18 protein-coding genes are annotated in these 16,195 nt (G+C 58.8%); 6 read left to right on the forward strand and 12 right to left on the reverse strand.

What is annotated here, in order from left to right:
• The gene (gene ribF / locus ACIGHL_RS16035) at positions 1-951 is read right to left on the reverse strand and encodes a bifunctional riboflavin kinase/FAD synthetase (protein WP_128120913.1); all 951 of its coding nucleotides are present in this window, start codon (positions 949-951) and stop codon (positions 1-3) included.
• 84 nt (positions 952-1,035) lie between these two features.
• Positions 1,036-2,583, reverse strand: a complete 1,548-nt coding sequence (gene murJ, locus ACIGHL_RS16040) for a murein biosynthesis integral membrane protein MurJ (RefSeq protein ID WP_128120914.1) — start codon at positions 2,581-2,583, stop codon at positions 1,036-1,038.
• 216 nt (positions 2,584-2,799) lie between these two features.
• On the opposite strand from murJ, the gene rpsT reads away from it, so the two are divergent.
• Positions 2,800-3,078 carry a 30S ribosomal protein S20 gene (gene rpsT, locus ACIGHL_RS16045; RefSeq protein ID WP_003281567.1) on the forward strand — a complete coding sequence of 93 codons (279 nt, stop codon included), beginning with the start codon at positions 2,800-2,802 and terminating at the stop codon, positions 3,076-3,078.
• Positions 3,079-3,175: 97 nt separating this feature from the next.
• Here the strand turns inward: rpsT and ACIGHL_RS16050 are convergent, their stop codons facing one another.
• The 5 genes from ACIGHL_RS16050 to rplU all read right to left on the reverse strand — a co-directional run bounded on the left by ACIGHL_RS16050 (position 3,176) and on the right by rplU (position 6,855).
• Positions 3,176-3,634: a CreA family protein gene (locus tag ACIGHL_RS16050; protein WP_128120915.1), complete on the reverse strand. Its 459-nt coding sequence runs from the start codon at positions 3,632-3,634 to the stop codon at positions 3,176-3,178.
• 9 nt (positions 3,635-3,643) lie between these two features.
• Positions 3,644-4,762, reverse strand: a complete 1,119-nt coding sequence (gene proB, locus ACIGHL_RS16055; RefSeq protein WP_128120916.1) for a glutamate 5-kinase — start codon at positions 4,760-4,762, stop codon at positions 3,644-3,646.
• 107 nt (positions 4,763-4,869) lie between these two features.
• On the reverse strand, positions 4,870-6,087 hold the full coding sequence (gene cgtA, locus ACIGHL_RS16060; RefSeq protein WP_128120917.1) for an Obg family GTPase CgtA: 1,218 nt from the start codon (positions 6,085-6,087) through the stop codon (positions 4,870-4,872).
• Between the two features lie 163 nt (positions 6,088-6,250).
• Positions 6,251-6,508: a 50S ribosomal protein L27 gene (gene rpmA, locus ACIGHL_RS16065; protein ID WP_019339713.1), complete on the reverse strand. Its 258-nt coding sequence runs from the start codon at positions 6,506-6,508 to the stop codon at positions 6,251-6,253.
• Between the two features lie 35 nt (positions 6,509-6,543).
• Positions 6,544-6,855, reverse strand: coding sequence for a 50S ribosomal protein L21 (gene rplU / locus ACIGHL_RS16070; protein WP_003281576.1), 312 nt, complete (start codon positions 6,853-6,855; stop codon positions 6,544-6,546).
• A 248-nt stretch (positions 6,856-7,103) separates the two neighbouring features.
• On the opposite strand from rplU, the gene ACIGHL_RS16075 reads away from it, so the two are divergent.
• Both ACIGHL_RS16075 and ACIGHL_RS16080 read left to right on the forward strand, forming a co-directional pair.
• Positions 7,104-8,072 carry a polyprenyl synthetase family protein gene (locus tag ACIGHL_RS16075; RefSeq protein ID WP_128120918.1) on the forward strand — a complete coding sequence of 323 codons (969 nt, stop codon included), beginning with the start codon at positions 7,104-7,106 and terminating at the stop codon, positions 8,070-8,072.
• Between the two features lie 153 nt (positions 8,073-8,225).
• Complete coding sequence (locus ACIGHL_RS16080; protein ID WP_128120919.1) at positions 8,226-8,453, forward strand: PA4570 family protein; 228 nt, start codon at positions 8,226-8,228, stop codon at positions 8,451-8,453.
• Between the two features lie 9 nt (positions 8,454-8,462).
• Here ACIGHL_RS16080 and bamJ read toward each other — a convergent pair whose 3' ends face one another.
• The 5 genes from bamJ to ACIGHL_RS16105 form a co-directional block, all read right to left on the reverse strand.
• Positions 8,463-9,080 (reverse strand): BamJ family beta-barrel-assembly machinery protein, encoded by a 618-nt coding sequence (gene bamJ / locus ACIGHL_RS16085; RefSeq protein ID WP_045430326.1) that lies wholly within the window; start codon positions 9,078-9,080, stop codon positions 8,463-8,465.
• Between the two features lie 101 nt (positions 9,081-9,181).
• Entirely contained in the window at positions 9,182-9,487 is a 306-nt protein-coding gene (locus ACIGHL_RS16090) for a DUF6482 family protein (protein WP_128120920.1), read from the reverse strand.
• A 112-nt stretch (positions 9,488-9,599) separates the two neighbouring features.
• A complete protein-coding gene (locus tag ACIGHL_RS16095) occupies positions 9,600-10,088 on the reverse strand; it encodes a TIGR00645 family protein (protein WP_045430332.1) in 489 nt (162 codons plus the stop codon).
• A 165-nt stretch (positions 10,089-10,253) separates the two neighbouring features.
• Complete coding sequence (locus ACIGHL_RS16100; protein ID WP_045430335.1) at positions 10,254-10,589, reverse strand: PA4575 family protein; 336 nt, start codon at positions 10,587-10,589, stop codon at positions 10,254-10,256.
• 174 nt (positions 10,590-10,763) lie between these two features.
• The gene (locus ACIGHL_RS16105; RefSeq protein ID WP_216706980.1) at positions 10,764-13,214 is read right to left on the reverse strand and encodes a Lon protease family protein; all 2,451 of its coding nucleotides are present in this window, start codon (positions 13,212-13,214) and stop codon (positions 10,764-10,766) included.
• A 421-nt stretch (positions 13,215-13,635) separates the two neighbouring features.
• On the opposite strand from ACIGHL_RS16105, the gene ACIGHL_RS16110 reads away from it, so the two are divergent.
• The 3 genes from ACIGHL_RS16110 (at position 13,636) to ACIGHL_RS16120 (ending at position 16,184) form a co-directional block, all read left to right on the forward strand.
• Entirely contained in the window at positions 13,636-14,667 is a 1,032-nt protein-coding gene (locus ACIGHL_RS16110; protein ID WP_128120921.1) for a cytochrome-c peroxidase, read from the forward strand.
• A 116-nt stretch (positions 14,668-14,783) separates the two neighbouring features.
• Positions 14,784-15,116, forward strand: coding sequence for a cupin domain-containing protein (locus ACIGHL_RS16115; RefSeq protein ID WP_128120922.1), 333 nt, complete (start codon positions 14,784-14,786; stop codon positions 15,114-15,116).
• Positions 15,117-15,314: 198 nt separating this feature from the next.
• A complete protein-coding gene (locus ACIGHL_RS16120) occupies positions 15,315-16,184 on the forward strand; it encodes a c-type cytochrome (RefSeq protein WP_128120923.1) in 870 nt (289 codons plus the stop codon).
• Positions 16,185-16,195: the final 11 nt, after the last annotated feature.

A 16,195-nucleotide genomic window follows, 5' to 3' on the forward strand; every position in this document is an offset into this window, starting at 1 on the left:
TCAGTCCTGACTCGTGGTAAAGGGTGAAGCTCGCCAGTATTCGCGAGCCGCGGCGATATCCGCTTCGATCGCCGTCTTGAGTGCCTCCAGCGAGGCAAAGCGCTGCTCGTCTCGCAGCCTTCGGTGAAAGGTTACGCGCAGCAAACGACCATAAAGATCGCCCTGAAAATTCAGCAAGTGCACTTCCAGATGCGGCTGGCCGTCGCTTTCGACCGAGGGACGCATACCGATATTGGCGACTGCAGGCTGCACTACGCCATCGACTTCTGTGCTCACCATGAACACGCCGCTAAGCGGCGTATTCTTGCGCTTAAGCTGGATGTTTGCGGTCGGCGCACCGAGCTGACGCCCTAGCGCCTGCCCATGCATGACCCGACCGGTGATACTGAACGGCCGACCCAGCAGTTTTTCTGACAGCTGTAGATCACCAGCGGCGAGAACCTGGCGCAGCCGCGTACTGCTGACTCGCTCACCGTCGACCTCGATAGTGGTGGCGGCCTCGACGGTAAACCCTTCCGCAGCGCCAGCCTTCAACAAAAAGTTAAAATCACCAGCTCGGTCGCAACCGAAACGGAAGTCATCGCCGACCTCCAGGTGCCGGACACCAAGGCCTTCGACCAGCGTTGCATGGACGAACTCGGCAGCACTCAGCTCGCGTAAACGGCGATTGAACGCCAGGCACAACACCAGATCCACACCTTGCTCATTCAGCAACTGCAGTTTCTCGCGCAGGCGGGTCAGCCGAGCGGGCGCCTTATCGGGCGCAAAGTACTCGCGCGGCTGCGGCTCGAAGATCACCACGCAGCTGGGCAATCCAAGCTCGGCGGCTCGTTCACGCAGACGCGCCAGGATGGCTTGATGCCCCCGGTGAACTCCGTCGAAATTGCCGATGGTGGCGACGCAACCCCGATGCCGGGGCCGCAGGTTATGTAGACCTCGAACCAGCTGCATACCGCACTTCTTGCTTGAAAAGTCGCCGATTATACGCATGCGGCGGCAGTCGCGGACAGGTTTGCCACCCGCGCAGAGCGCGGATCAATGGCGGAGATGCCGAGGCCGCAAACCGAGCACCACCAAGCCTGCCGCGAAAGCCCCTAGCCCCGCCATCACGAGCAGCCCCAGCTGTATTGCTCGCTGCTGCCAGCCCCAGGCGAACCACTCGACCGACGGTACGTTTAGCCACCAGACCACCGCCACCATCGCCGTACAACCACCAGCCAGACGCAGCAGGAACACGACCCAGCCTGGCGCAATCTGGAACACACCGATGCGATAGAGCCCCCAGAACAGCAGCCCGGCATTAAGCATCGACGACAGCGAGGTCGCCAGCGCCAGCCCCACGTGCTTGAGCGGCCAGATCAGCATTAGATTTAGCACCATGTTGGCGATCATGCAGATGATTGCAATACGCACCGGCGTCTTTAAATCCTGCCGAGCAAAGAAGCCCGGCGCCAGCACCTTGATCAGCATGAATGCCAGGACGCCGAGCGAATATGCCTCTAGTGCGTTAGCGGATTGAACAACAGCCTCCTCACTCATTGCTCCGTAGAAGAACAGACTGGCAATCAGCGGCTCGGCCAGAATTCCCAGGGCCAGTGCCGCAGGAATACCCACCAGCAATACCATCCGCAGCGCCCAGTTAAGCGTATTGGAAAAAGCTTTCGGGTCCTCGCCCGCATGCTGACGCGAAAGACTTGGCAGGATGACCGTGCCTATGGCGATGCCAAACGCCCCCAGCGGTAATTCCGAAAGCCGGTCCGCGTAATAAAGCCAGGACACACTGCCGGTCTGCAGAAACGAGGCAAGCACCGTATCGAGCAGGAGATTGATCTGGCTAACCGACACACCGAACAAGGCCGGCACCATCAACAGCATGATTCGCCGCACTCCCTCGTCTCCGAACTTCACCCGAGGCCGCGGCAGCAATCCCAGCTTGGCAACGTAAGGAAGCTGGAAGGCCAACTGGGCGAAGCCGGCGATGAATACACCCCAGGCCAGCGCCATAATCGGCTGATCGAAATAAGGCGTTAGAAAAACCGCGGAGGTGATCATGCACACATTGAGCAGTACCGGCGTGAAGCCTGGAACCGCGAAATGCCCATAGGTATTGAGCACGCCCGAGGTAAAGGCGGTGAGCGAAATCAGCAACAGATAAGGGAAGGTGATACGCAACAGCTCGCCGGCCAGCTGCATCTTTGCCGGGTCATCGTGAAAACCTGGCGCGAAGACCATGACCACATAGGACGAGGCAAGCACTCCGACTGCTGTAATACCGGTCAATATCAACCCAAGCATGCCTGCCGTTCGATCAACCAGCAGCTTGACCTCAAGCAGCGTCCGCTTGGTCCGGTACTCGGACAGCACAGGGACGAAGGCCTGAGCAAACGCACCTTCCGCGAACAGGCGGCGGAGAAAGTTAGGAATTTTGAAAGCGATAAAGAATGCATCCGCTGCCGCACCGGACCCGAAGTAGCTCGCCACCACCATATCGCGTACCATGCCCAGCACTCGGGACAGCAGCGTCATGACGCTGACTACCGCGCTGGAACGCAATAATCCGCCTTTACCGGATGTCTCGGACATTTGTTTTCCTAGAAGTTGCTGCAGAGGTTCCGCAATGGCGCAGGCCATTGGAATCGACGGGCAATTACGACAGATAAAGAGGCCGCGAGTTTAGCGGCAGCCCTTCTGTCCGGCCAGCATGATCAATCTCTAAGCAGGCTTGACAAGCCATCGCCGTATCGGCATGATTCGCGGCCTTATTTGCTTTGTAATCCCACGTTTTCGAGGAGTTCGACGGTGGCCAACAGCCCTTCCGCCAAAAAACGCGCAATTCAGGCTGAGAAGCGTCGCAGCCACAACGCCAGCCTGCGCTCCATGGTTCGTACCTACATCAAGAATGTGGTCAAAGCCATTGATGCAAAAGATCTGGATAAAGCTCGTACTGCTTACACTGCAGCCGTGCCTGTAATCGACCGTATGGCCGATAAAGGCATAATCCACAAGAACAAAGCAGCTCGGCATAAAAGCCGCCTGAACGGCCATATCAAGGCCCTCGGCGAAGCTGCTGCAGCCTAAGCTGTACGCTCTTGTGAAAAACCGGCCTTGAGCCGGTTTTTTTATGTCTGCGATTCGATGCCAAGGCATCAATCTCAGCGAGCACAACCAGGCACCTTTATGGCTGAGCCCATGGCAGTATCGGAATCGCAGTAACGGCGTTCTGCGGACTCCCTTCGATAATACGATCGCTATACACCAAATAGACCAGCGTGTTGCGCGCCTCATCGAAAAAGCGCACCACTTGCATGGTTTTGAACACCAGAGACGTCCGCTCCTTAAAGACGACTTCACCATCCTTGAGCTTTTCGCCCACCTGAATCGGCCCCACCTGCCGGCAAGCGATCGACGCCTCGGCGCGATCTTCAGCCAGACCGAGCCCACCCTTTATGCCGCCCGTCTTGGCACGTGACAGATAGCAGGTCACGCCCTCAACCTTGGGATCGTCAAACGCCTCGACCACGATTTTATGATTCGGTCCGAGCCATTTGAAAACGGTATCGACCTCACCCACCTCTCGCGCCATACCAACCACTGGCCACGCCAGCAACACCATTAACGCTTTTGCCAGCCGCATCAAACCACCTCAGACCAAAATCATGTTGTCGCGATGAATAAGCTCTGGCTCATCAACATAACCGAGCAGCTTCTCGATTTCGTCCGACGGGCGACCAAGGATTCGTTGCGTTTCAGCCACACTGTAGTTCGCCAGACCGCGCGCGACCTCGCGACCATCCAGCCCGACACAGACCACCATTTCGCCACGCCGGAAACCACCGTGCGCAGCTTTAACTCCGACAGGCAACAGGCTGCGATTACCCTGTTTCAAGGCGTGTACCGCACCGTCATCGAGAACGACCGTACCACGCGTCTGAAGATGACCAGCCAACCACTGCTTTCGCGCAGCATGACGATTACATTCAGGCGCCAACAGCGTGCCGAGCGCCTCACCCGTCTTCAGCCGCGCCAGCACTCGCTCGATTCGGCCCCCAATAATGACTGTATAGGCACCAGAGCGCGCCGCCAGACGCGCCGCGCGCAACTTAGTCTGCATACCGCCCCGCCCGAGCGCGCCACCTGTGCCACCCGCCACCGCATCCAGCGCGGGATCATCGGCACGCGCCTCACTGATCAAATTGGCGTTAGGATTATTGCGCGGATCGGCATCAAACATGCCGTCGCGGTCGGTAAGGATGACCAGCAGATCCGCCTCAACCAGGTTCGCCACCAGGGCAGCAAGGGTATCGTTGTCACCAAAGCGGATCTCGTCGGTGACCACGGTGTCGTTCTCATTGATAACCGGCACCACACCCAGATCGATCAACGTGCGAAGGGTGCTGCGCGCATTGAGATAACGCTTGCGGTCGGACAGATCATCGTGGGTTACAAGGATTTGCGCGGTCTGCTGCTCGCAGCGCGCAAAGCTGGCTTCCCAGGCTTGTATTAACCCCATCTGCCCGACCGCCGCTGCAGCCTGTAGCTCATGGACGGCCTTTGGCCTGGCGACCCAACCGAGACGACTCATACCAGCAGCGACAGCGCCAGACGACACCAGCACCAGCTCGACACCCGCCTCGCGCAGCGCCACCATCTGATCGACCCAGACAGCCATTGCCGCCTGATCCAGCCCGCGCCCATCAGCAGTCAGCAACGCGCTGCCGATTTTCACCACCCAGCGCCGCGCGCCGCTCACCTTGTCCCGCATCGATCCTGCCTTCCAATCGGTACCCGGCCAAACCACTCAGCAAGCGGCTGATAAGCCAACCCGCAACCATTTGCTAGCGACGCCCGCAACGATGCGAGCATGCACCATCAACGCACGTAGAAGATCTCAGCACCGCCTTCATCGTCGTCATCATCATCGAAGTCGTCTTCGTCGACCTCGTCGACAGGCTTGACACCGGCGCGCCGCAAGGCACGCTGATCATCCAGCTCCTGCAAGCGAGCACGCGCCTCGTCTTCAATCTGCCGATCCAGCTCGGCAAGCGCTTCCGCGTATGCTGGCTCCTCGGCAATACGCACCGCGCGCTCATCCAGATAGCGCATGATGGCCTGACTCAACGCCTCGGTACCCTCGCGCTCGAGCGCAGAGATGACGAATACGGGGCCGTCCCACTCAAGCCGATCAACTACCCGCTGAACCCGCTCGTCGTGATCTTCTTCGAGCAGCTGATCAGCCTTGTTCAACACCAGCCAGCGATCTCGTTGCGCCAGCGCCGGACTGAATTTCTCCAGCTCATTCACGATCACCTCTGCCGCATCGGCCGGATCGCTTTCATCTAGCGGCGCCATGTCCACGAGATGCAGCAGCAGACGCGTGCGCGCCAGATGCTTGAGAAAACGGATGCCAAGCCCCGCACCCTCTGACGCACCCTCGATAAGGCCAGGGATATCAGCTACTACGAAGCTCTTATAGCGACCGACGCTCACCACCCCAAGGTTTGGTATTAGCGTGGTGAACGGGTAATCGGCAACCTTGGGCTTAGCCGCCGAGACGGAGCGAATAAAGGTGCTCTTACCCGCGTTCGGCAACCCAAGGAGACCAACGTCAGCCAAGACCTTCAGCTCCAACTTCAAATCGCGAGCGTCGCCCGGCTTACCGGGTGTAGTCTGGCGTGGAGCACGGTTAGTACTGGATTTGAATCGGGTGTTGCCCAGGCCATGCCAACCGCCCTGCGCCACCAGCAGACGCTGACCAGCCTTGGTCAGGTCACCGATTACGTCCTGAGTGGCTGCATCGATCACAGTGGTGCCGACCGGCACCGGCAGGATCAGATCGTCACCCTTGGCACCAGTACATTCAGTACTGCCACCCTTCTCACCATTGGGCGCATTGAAGCGGCGGGTGTAACGGTAGTCGACGAGCGTATTGAGGTTCTCATCAGCCTCCAGATACACGGACCCGCCATCGCCGCCATCGCCACCGTTTGGGCCGCCTTTTTCGATGAACTTTTCACGACGAAAGCTCATCATGCCGTTGCCGCCGTCGCCGGCCTTTACAAAAATCGATACTTCATCGACGAATTTCATGGGAACGCCTCCCGCCGCAAGGACGGGCTAGAAAACAGGAACATAAGGGTCTTGCAAAACCCGGCGATAATTAGAGCACAGCAGTGTTTTGCAAGAGCCCTACAGAGGATACAGAAACAAAAAAGCCCCGTCGCATGACAGGGCTTTTCCAGCAACGCCGCGATTAGGCCGCGACGACGCTCACGTAGCGACGGCCAAACTGACCTTTCACTTCGAATTTGATCACGCCTTCCACCTTGGCGAACAAGGTGTGATCCTTGCCCATGCCCACGCCGTAACCGGCATGGAATTGAGTGCCGCGCTGACGCACGATGATGTTACCGGCCTTGATGACCTGGCCGCCGTACATCTTCACGCCAAGACGTTTGGCTTCTGAGTCGCGACCGTTGCGGGTAGAACCGCCAGCTTTTTTGTGTGCCATGAGTTCAATACTCCTATAAGGGGATTCAGGCCCGATTAGCCCTGAATGCCGGTGATTTTGACCTCAGTGAACCACTGACGGTGGCCCTGACGCTTCATGTGGTGCTTACGACGGCGGAATTTGATGATGGTGACCTTGTCATGACGGCCCTGAGCGATCACTTCAGCAGTGACCTTGGCACCATCGACCACCGGAGCGCCGATCTTTACATCTTCGCCGTTGCCAATCAGCAGAACGCGGTCAAAAGTGACAGCTTCGCCAGTGGCAACTTCGAGTTTTTCAATCTTGAGGTATTCGCCTTCGGCGACCTTGTATTGCTTGCCGCCGGTAACGATAACTGCGTACATCTGTGTATCTCCGTTGATCCTGCTCACCCAGCGCTTAAGTGAAATAGTTGGAGGCTGGCATGGCTGCTCGGGGCCGGATAGGACGCCCTTGCAATTGCGTAAGGCAGGGAAATGCCCAGGGGGAAAGTTCAGGGTCCGCGATTGTACGCATCCACCTGACCCTGCGCAATAGCCGCCGGGCCTCGCCTTGACACTGCATGACCCGCCCCATAGCATGCCGCGCAATCTCCGAGGAGTACTCGTCCCCGATGCAACCCCAGGCCTTTTACCAAGTAGTGGCTGAAGATTTTGCCGCCGTTGACGGCATTATCCGCAACCAGCTGACGTCCCGCGTACCGCTGGTGGAAAAAATCGGGGACTACATTACCTCGGCTGGCGGCAAACGCCTGCGACCTCTGCTGGTCCTGCTCAGCGGCAATGCCCTGGGACTCAAAGGCGAGCAGCTGCGCCTGCTGGCGGCAATCATTGAATTCCTGCATACCTCGACCCTGCTTCACGATGACGTAGTCGACATGTCAGGCATGCGCCGCGGTCGCTCCACGGCGAATGCCCTTTGGGGCAACGCGCCCAGCGTGCTGGTCGGCGACTTTCTTTATGCACGCTCTTTCGAAATGATGGTCGATCTGGGCTCGATGGAAGTCATGCGGATCATCTCGCAGGCAACTCGCGTCATCGCCGAAGGCGAAGTACTGCAACTGTCCAAGGTGCGCGACGCCAGCACCACAGAAGAGGTCTACATGGAGGTCATCCGCGGCAAGACCGCGATGCTCTTCGAGGCCTCCACGCATAGCGCAGCCACTCTGGCGGGCGCTAACGAGGCGCAACGCGAGGCGCTGCGCACCTTCGGCGACTACCTCGGCATTGCGTTCCAGCTGGTCGATGATCTGCTCGACTATCAGGGCGATGCCGAAGCATTGGGCAAGAATGTCGGTGATGATCTCGCCGAAGGCAAGCCGACGCTGCCGCTGATCTACACGATGCGCGAGGGCACAGCAGAACAGGCCGCATTGGTGCGTCAGGCCATACAGAAAGGCGGCATCGAGGATCTTGAGAGCATCCGCGGCGCTGTAGAAGCCGCCGGCGCACTGGATTACACGGCCCGTTTGGCACGCGACTACGCCGATCGAGCCATAGCCTGCCTCGAGTTGATCCCTGCTAACAGATATCGCGACGCCCTGGTCGAATTAAGCCGTTTCGCTGTTGCTCGCACTCACTGAACACGCCGCTTAGTAAGGGTGCGATTGGGCACCCTTGAATTCACGCCATCGTCGCACTTGCCTACTGACCGCCACTAGTCGCACCGGCATCTTTACGCTTGCATCTTTGTAAATAACAATTATTCTCATTAGGGAGATTAATTGGAGGTGCACATGACTTATTTGATCGATGCATGGCTGGACCGCCCGCAACCTTACCTGCGAATACTCGACCGTAGCACCGGTGCGGTGTGCGTTAGCTTAGAGGGAGACGCCCTGGACGAGCTTCGCGACCAGGGCGATCTGGATCTGCAGGAGTTGAGCACCAGCGAACCCTGCGTGCTCAAGGAGCAGGTGCGAAACCTGTTCCTGTTCTCCTATGCCAGGGCGTTGCGCCCGTAGCAGCAGCGCTTACAGAACAGCCAGCAGCTCGACGTCGAACACCAGCACGCTGTGCGGGGGAATACTGCCAACACCCTGCGCGCCGTAAGCCAACTCGCTCGGCACGTAAAGCCGCCATTTGCTGCCCACGCCCATAAGCTGCAGCGCTTCGGTCCAGCCAGCAATCACGCCACCCACCGGAAACTCGGCCGGCTGGCCGCGCTGGTAGGAGCTGTCGAATACAGTGCCGTCGATCAGCGTGCCGTGATAATGCGTACGCACCTGGTCCTCGGCGCTAGGCTTGGCGCCCTCTCCTGCTGTCAGCACTTCGTACTGCAGACCCGATGGCAGGGTCGAAACCCCTTCACGCTGGGCGTTTTTAGCTAGGAAGGCCTTGCCTTCGCCTGCAGCAGCTTCTGCCTTTTGCTGTGCCTCGGCTTGCATACGTTCACGGATGACGGCGAAGCTGGCATTCAGATCTTCCGGACTGACCTGGCTGGCTGCTCCGGCAAAGGCATCGCGAATACCTGCGATCACTGCATCCAGGCTGATCCCAGGCGGCGGGTTCTCACGCAGCTGATCACCCAGTTGACGGCCGATACCGTAGCTCACGCGCGTTTCGTCAGTTGATAGGTTCAGTTCAGTCATGCATCGGCTCCACTGGAAAAAAGGCCGCACAGCCTAGCACAGCGACCAGCAGCGGCACGCAAGACTGTTTTTCGAACGGCACACAGCGGCACAAACCGGGCCTACCAGGCGGAACGCAAGCTGATCGGCACACGCAACGGTTCGCGAACGCCCTCGGCCAGGCCGCACATTTCATCGTATGCCGAGCTGTGAACCAGAAAGAAGGGGATTACTGGCATCTCGCTAAGTAGATCACGCGCATGCTCTACGGATCGCAGATGAATCACGTTGCTCTCTTCGTCGCGCAACACATGCGATTTGCCTCGGGAGTGGACACTCAATAGATAGAAGCCGCCCTCAAGTGACACCAAATCCAGCGCGTCGACATGGTGCGCTTGTACGCCTTCCAGCAATGCCTGCAGATTCATGCGATCTCCTCCATGTACAGAAACGATCCTCTTGTACAACATCAGGAGAACCAATCACAACCACTAACCGCGTTTCCATGTCTGCCGCAGCACGCTACGAATCGTAGTCACCTCAGTGCTTGGTGAGCTTATCCAAATAGCCCATGGCGAAGGCTGAAAAGACGAACGTCAGGTGGATGATCACGTACCACATCAACTGCTCGCTTTCGAGCTGCTGCGCGTCCATGAACATGCGCAACAGATGGATCGACGAGATCGCCACAATCGAAGCAGCGACCTTCATCTTCAACGAGCCGGAGTCCATCTTGCCGAGCCAGTCGAGCTTCTCCTTGCCCTCCTCCACGTCCAGCTGCGAGACGAAATTCTCGTAACCAGACAGCATCACCATCACCAGCAAACCGCCAACCAGGGCCATATCGATCAGCGACAACAGCTTGAGGATCAGATCGCCTTCACTCAGCGAAAGCACGGCAGGAAGGATGTGCCAAATTTCCTGAAAGAACTTGATCGCCAGGGCCAGCAGGGCAAAGGCCAGGCCAAAATAAATAGGCGCCAACAACCAACGGGCGGCGTACATGGTGTTTTCGATCAAGCGTTCCATCTGTTCTCACTGGGTGTGGCGGGTTTCGGCAAGCGAGTATACGCAGCGCGGTCGAGTCTTCAAGAAGACGCTATGGCGGCATGTTTCCGTTGTGGATAAGAATTCGCAGTGGGTATTTGCCGGCCCCGAAACGAGGGGCCAGACAGCCATACTTGAATCGGACAGTCAGGACTTAGCGCCCCAGCCGCTGAGATAGCGCGCCTGGTTTGCGTTGACCTTGCGCAGCTCAGCCTGCATGTGCAATTGCCAGATCGATGGCGACTCCGATTCTGTATAACCTTGTCCATAGAGGTTTTCGGCAATCGCCTTCAGCACCGACTCGGCCTCGCGTGGCCCGTGGAACGGGCCTTGCGCCTTGATAGCGGTAGGCTGCCCTGCGTCGATTCCAGCCGCGCAAAGCAACGTCCACAAGCCATTGCCGCCAGACAGCGGACGAATGATGCATTCGATACGGGTAACCAAACCCAGGCACTGGCGGTTCAAGCAGAGTGTTTGAGACATGACGGCGATCCTCGCGCTCGGTTGCGCGCCCTCATTCAGGAGGAAAGGGCCGCAAGTCCGTTACCCACACAAGCTGTGGATAACTATGTGGATAGAGAGTGGAAACTCTCTTCCATTGCAGACCCGCCGAACGCCGTATCGTTCCGTCCAGTTATTGCTCGGTCATTCGTCCGATTACTCTTGCTCTGCTCCCTTTGCCTGCGCCGCCGCCAGTACTTCATCGGGTGACGCCGCATCGCTTCGATGATCGTCTTCAAGCTCGATCTCGGCAATGTCACGCAAACGCTCGACCACCCGCGCGTTGACGCTGCCCTTGGGGAACTGTCCGTCCTTGTCCGCCCCGCCTACCGGCTCCCCCACCAACAGCGAAAGCGCCTCATCGACATGACGCACCGCATAGATATGGAACCGTTCCTGACGCACGGCTTCCAGCACACGCTCGTCGAGCATCAGCGTCGTAACGTTGGCAAAGGGAATGATCGCGCCCTGCTCCCCGGTCAATCCGCGTGCTTCGCACAGTCGGAAAAAACCTTCAATCTTTTCATTGACGCCACCGACCGCCTGCACCTCGCCGAACTGGTTGATCGAACCAGTGATCGCGAAGCACTGCTTGAGTGGCGTCCGCGAAATGGCCGAAATCAGTGCGCAGCATTCTCCCAGCGAAGCACTGTCGCCATCGACGTACCCATAAGACTGCTCAAGCGCGATGCTGGCGGAGATCTCCAGCGGAAACTCCTGCGCGTAGCGGCTGCCGAGAAAGCCGGTCAGGATCATCACGCCTTTGGAGTGAATCGGCTGACCGAGGTTAACCTCACGCTCGATGTCGACAATCCCCGAGCCACCCGGATAAACAGTGGCGGAAATCCGCGCTGGCATGCCAAACGCCGAATCGCCCACTTCGAGAACGGTCAAACCGTTGCACTTGCCGATCGCAGCGCCTTCGCTATCGATCAGGATCACGCCAGCAAGGATGTCTTCGAGGATGCGCGCCGAGACACGTCCGGTTCGAGTGGCCTTGGCTTTCAGCGCACGCTCGATGTGGCCGACATCGGTGACTTCATCCTTGGCCAGTTGTCGGATGAAATCCGCCTCGCTAACCAGCTGGAACAGATCACCAATCTTTGCCGACAGCCGACCCTGGTGCTCAGCCAAACGTGCACTGTAAGTGGCCAGGCGCGCCACGGCCGCGGCAGTCAACGGCGCCATACCCTCTTCGGAAGTGCGCGTTTTCATCAGCTGTGCGAACTGCTCGAGGCTGTCCTCGGCCAGCGGTATTTCTTCATCGAAGTCCACCAGCACGCGAAACATTTCCTGAAAGTCCGGATCCAGGTCCTGCAAGGTGTAATAGAGCTGGCGCGAGCCAATGATCACCACTTTGACATTGAGCGGGATGACTTCAGGATTAAGCGTCACCGTGGCCAGCCGCCCCAACTCAGCCAGCGGCGACTCCATCTTCAACTTGCGCGACTGCAGGGCACGTTTCAGCGCTTCCCAGACAAAGGGCTCGCTGAGCATCTTTTCCGCCTCAAGCATCAGAAAGCCGCCATTGGCCCGATGCAGCGCACCGGGACGCAGCTGACGATAACTGGTGTAAAGCGCGCCCTGATCGGTGCTGTATTCGATGCGACCGAACAAGTTGTCGTAGGTCGGATGCGGCTCGAACACCACCGGCGCACCGCCATCGAGCGGATGGCCGACCACAAGGCTCGGGCTGTACTGCTCTTCGAGAAGCTGACGGGTCTGGGCATCGGGACGGTTTTCGTCAACCAGCTGCTCGACCACCGTTTTCAGCAGGTTGACCTGCACGGCTTGGAGGTAGGCCTCGATGCCGGCGTTTTCCCCGTATTTCTCTGAAAGTGGCGCCAGCAAAGGCTGCAACGCCTGACTGATGGTTTCGTCATTAAGCTGCCGCAGCTGATTGCTGGATTCGCGCTTCCATTGCGGCAGGCTGGCCAGCCCTTCATTAAGGTGAACTTCGAGCGCGGAAATGTCTTCGTGGTAACGCTCGCGCTCGGCTTCCGGCAACTGGGCGAATTCCGCCTCGTCCATCGACTTGCCGTCTTTCATGGGCGTGAAGGCAATGTTGGTGCTGTCCCGGTAGAGCGCGATTTCTTTCTCTAGCGCCAGCTTTTCGATGATATCCAATGCCTTGTCGTAGCGCTGGTTGAAGGCACGATCAATCGCACTCTTCTTCTGCTGAAAGCTTGGATGCTCGAATACCGCCGGAAAGGTCGCCATCAGGTTGTCGATCAGCTGACCAATGTCGGCGATGAACTCGCCCGCTCCGCCCTGCGGCAGCTCTACCACGCGCGGCTCGCGTGGCTCGTCAAAGTTGTTTACGTAGAGCCAGTCCGACGGAGTATCCAGTCGCTTGCCTTCAGCCTTGAGGTAGCGACGTACAAACGAGAACCGCCCGGTCCCCGGCTCACCCATTACATAAACGTTATAGCCAGGGCGCGGCATCGCCACGCCGAACTGCAGCGCCTCGACAGCCCGCTCCTGCCCGAGCACGCCAAGAAAGGGTTCCAGCTCATCGGTGGTCTTGAAGGCGAACTGGCTGGGTTCGAAGGGACGGGTGAGCGCATCAGGCGCCAGGCGCAGGCCGGCAGCGACAGTTTCGGGCATTGGAAATCCTTGCAGAGTGGCCTTGTGACCACGATTGATGCTCCCATTCTGGCGATGCCTCCCGCTGGCTGCAAGGTCCAGCAAGATGCGACTTGAAGACTTGCCGGCAGCGTAGGCCCCAGCGCAAAGACGCCTGCCTGGCGTTGTTGCCAACTTTCTATTTCCCTATGGGTTTCGTTTTCGTGGTGCTCAGCGTTTACAAAAAGACGCCTGACGAATCTCCGTCTCAGCGACCGCATCTGTTGTCTGCCATCGGCGTGCGTAGGCCGAGAATGTCCGAGCGCTGGGAGCAAGTCAGAACCTGCGTCCATCCCTGCGACAGACGGACAGGCGATGACGACCGCCGCCTTGATTCAAGTCAACTTGCCTAGCGCGCAAGAAGCGCCTCATAGGGCGGCCAACATAGAAAAAGGACTCCGTGATGCGCTGCTCTGTACCCGTCCTGCTCAGCGGACTGATGCTGATCTCAAACATGGCCCACGCCGACGAGTTGCGTGAACGCGCCAATGCGATATTCAAGCCGATCCCGGCAAAGGTCACGGAGGTTCGCGGCAAAGCCGTCAGCCCTGATCAGGCACAACTGGGCCACAAGCTCTGGTTCGACCCGCGCCTGTCGCGCAGCCACGTCATTAGCTGTAACACCTGCCACAACCTCAGCCTCGGCGGTGGCGACAACGTCACCACTTCGATCGGTCACGGCTGGCAGAAAGGCCCACGCAACTCACCCACCGTGCTCAATGCCGTATTCAATGCCGCACAGTTCTGGGATGGCCGCGCAGAAGACCTCCAGGCCCAGGCCAAGGGCCCGGTGCAAGCCGGGGTCGAGATGAACAACACCCCAGAGCGGGTCGTAGCGACGCTCAAGAGCATCCCGGAGTATGCGAACGAGTTCAAGCAGGCCTTTCCGAACGACAAGGACCCGGTCAGCTTCGACAACATGGCTTATGCACTGGAGGCGTTTGAAGTCAGCCTGATCACGCCAGACGCGCCTTTCGACCGGTACCTCAAGGGCGACGACACGGCGCTCGACGCCAAGCAGAAAGAAGGCCTCGCCTTGTTCATGGACACGGGCTGCACCGCCTGTCACAGCGGCGTCAACGTGGGTGGCCAGGGCTACTTTCCGTTTGGCGTGATCAAGAAGCCTGGCGCTGAAATCCTGCCCGCTGGGGACAAAGGCCGCTTCACCGTAACCAATACGGCAACCGACGAGTACGTGTTCCGCGCCGCGCCCCTGCGCAACGTAGAGCTGACGCCACCCTACTTTCACAGCGGTGAGGTCTGGGACCTGGAACAGGCAGTGGCGATCATGGGTGACAGCCAACTAGGTCGCACACTCAAGGAAGACGAGGTCGGTGCCATCGCGGCCTTCCTGCGCAGCCTGACGGGCGAACAGCCTCACGTGGCTTACCCGGTTTTACCAGCCAGCACGTCAAACACCCCTCGCCCCGAATAAGAGGCAGAAAGTCGAACCTGCGGCCTCAGGCCGCGGGCTCGAAACCCTAACCTGCCTCGACGCATCCCCCTTCGTCAACTAGCCTCCGGTGACATGCACCAGAACGGTGAACGCCGATGGCTTTGCACCATGCTCAATCCGGGGAAGTGGTCAACGTCCTCACACACTCAGAACTATCAGCAGTTCAATCGCAAGCAATCGTCAGCACACCCGATCTCGAAGTCATGCGCCTGTGCATGCCGGAAGGCAAACAGCTCCCGCCCCACGCCGTCGCCGGCGCCATTACGCTGTTGTGCCTGCAAGGCACGGTAGACGTCCATGCGCACGGCACCTGGCACACCATGCAGGTGAACGATCACCTCTATCTCCAGGGTCACGCTGAACACGCACTTCGGGCACTCTCCGATGCCGTGGTACTGGTGAACATCCAGCGCCGGCCTGAAACCTGAGCGGACGCAAGCCAAACAAGCTCTGGCTAACGCCAGCCGTGCAACAACGCTTCGGCCAACGAAAGGATCATCACTTTGGTGAAGTTCTTCAGAGTTCTCAGTTTTGTGGTGTTGGCGCTGATGGCAGCTGCAGTCATCTACGCCGGCGTCATGGGTATCGTCCATTGGGCCGGTATCGGTGTTTGAGCGGAGCCTACGATGAACAAAAGACAGACCCGCTTGTTCGCCATCATCTCAACCCTGGTTGCCTCACTGGTATTCCTTGGGCTGACGATTGACAGCCACCGACAGTTCCCGGAGCTGACCAATGCCGACAGCATTACCCCAGCCGTAACCCGCGGCAACGACGTATGGCACGCAAACAACTGCATCAATTGCCATACGCTGTTTGGCGAAGGCGCCTACTACGCACCGGACCTGACCAAGATCACGCAACTTCGCGGTGCGCCCTATCTCAAGGCCTTCATGAAAGAGCCGGAGCGGTTCTACAACGAGGAACAGCATCGCCGACTGATGCCCAACCCCAACCTTGAAGACCAGGAGATCGACGACCTCATCGCGTTCCTCGACTGGGTCGCTAATGTCGACAATCAAGGCTGGCCACCGAGACCGATCCTGGTCACCGGGTCCTCGATCCCCGGCACAAGCCTGACCATCGCCCAGCAGGACATTTCCGGACCCGGCAAGACTGAGAACCAGATGCCGCCGGGCGCTCGACCAGTCACCGGAGACGAAAGCCCGATTGCCCTCGGCGAGGCGCTGTTCCGCACCGCTACCCCGGCGTGCAACGCCTGCCATTCCATCGCTCCCGGTGTGAACCTCGCCGGGCCAACACTGGCTGGGCTAGCAACACGGGCCCAGCAAACACTTGACTCACCCGGCTACGAGGGCGAAGCCGACAGCGTCGAGGGCTATATCCGCGAATCCATCGTTTCGCCAAGCGCGTACCTGCATCCTGGCGAGATGTATTCGGCCGAGGGCGTGTCGTTCATGCCCAACGGTTATGGCGAATCGCTGACCGACGAGCAAGTCGATCAACTGGTGCAGTACCTGGCGTCATTCAAATGAGTGCGGTGCGC

The sequence above is a fragment of the Pseudomonas sp. NPDC077451 genome, from assembly GCF_044543345.1.
Taxonomy (GTDB): domain Bacteria; phylum Pseudomonadota; class Gammaproteobacteria; order Pseudomonadales; family Pseudomonadaceae; genus Stutzerimonas.

Excerpts from the sequence above, each read along its gene's own strand:
- ribF (WP_128120913.1), bottom strand. The coding sequence starts at position 951 with ATGCAGCTGGTTCGAGGTCTACATAACCTGCGGCCCCGGCATCGGGGT.
- ACIGHL_RS16095 (WP_045430332.1), bottom strand. The coding sequence starts at position 10,088 with ATGGAACGCTTGATCGAAAACACCATGTACGCCGCCCGTTGGTTGTTG.
- ACIGHL_RS16050 (WP_128120915.1), bottom strand. The coding sequence starts at position 3,634 with ATGCGGCTGGCAAAAGCGTTAATGGTGTTGCTGGCGTGGCCAGTGGTT.
- ACIGHL_RS16115 (WP_128120922.1), top strand. The coding sequence starts at position 14,784 with ATGGCTTTGCACCATGCTCAATCCGGGGAAGTGGTCAACGTCCTCACA.
- proB (WP_128120916.1), bottom strand. The coding sequence starts at position 4,762 with ATGCGGGACAAGGTGAGCGGCGCGCGGCGCTGGGTGGTGAAAATCGGC.
- rplU (WP_003281576.1), bottom strand. The coding sequence starts at position 6,855 with ATGTACGCAGTTATCGTTACCGGCGGCAAGCAATACAAGGTCGCCGAA.
- bamJ (WP_045430326.1), bottom strand. The coding sequence starts at position 9,080 with ATGACTGAACTGAACCTATCAACTGACGAAACGCGCGTGAGCTACGGT.
- rpmA (WP_019339713.1), bottom strand. The coding sequence starts at position 6,508 with ATGGCACACAAAAAAGCTGGCGGTTCTACCCGCAACGGTCGCGACTCA.
- ACIGHL_RS16105 (WP_216706980.1), bottom strand. The coding sequence starts at position 13,214 with ATGCCCGAAACTGTCGCTGCCGGCCTGCGCCTGGCGCCTGATGCGCTC.
- cgtA (WP_128120917.1), bottom strand. The coding sequence starts at position 6,087 with ATGAAATTCGTCGATGAAGTATCGATTTTTGTAAAGGCCGGCGACGGC.
- ACIGHL_RS16080 (WP_128120919.1), top strand. The coding sequence starts at position 8,226 with ATGACTTATTTGATCGATGCATGGCTGGACCGCCCGCAACCTTACCTG.
- ACIGHL_RS16075 (WP_128120918.1), top strand. The coding sequence starts at position 7,104 with ATGCAACCCCAGGCCTTTTACCAAGTAGTGGCTGAAGATTTTGCCGCC.
- murJ (WP_128120914.1), bottom strand. The coding sequence starts at position 2,583 with ATGTCCGAGACATCCGGTAAAGGCGGATTATTGCGTTCCAGCGCGGTA.
- ACIGHL_RS16090 (WP_128120920.1), bottom strand. The coding sequence starts at position 9,487 with ATGAATCTGCAGGCATTGCTGGAAGGCGTACAAGCGCACCATGTCGAC.
- ACIGHL_RS16120 (WP_128120923.1), top strand. The coding sequence starts at position 15,315 with ATGAACAAAAGACAGACCCGCTTGTTCGCCATCATCTCAACCCTGGTT.
- ACIGHL_RS16110 (WP_128120921.1), top strand. The coding sequence starts at position 13,636 with ATGCGCTGCTCTGTACCCGTCCTGCTCAGCGGACTGATGCTGATCTCA.
- ACIGHL_RS16100 (WP_045430335.1), bottom strand. The coding sequence starts at position 10,589 with ATGTCTCAAACACTCTGCTTGAACCGCCAGTGCCTGGGTTTGGTTACC.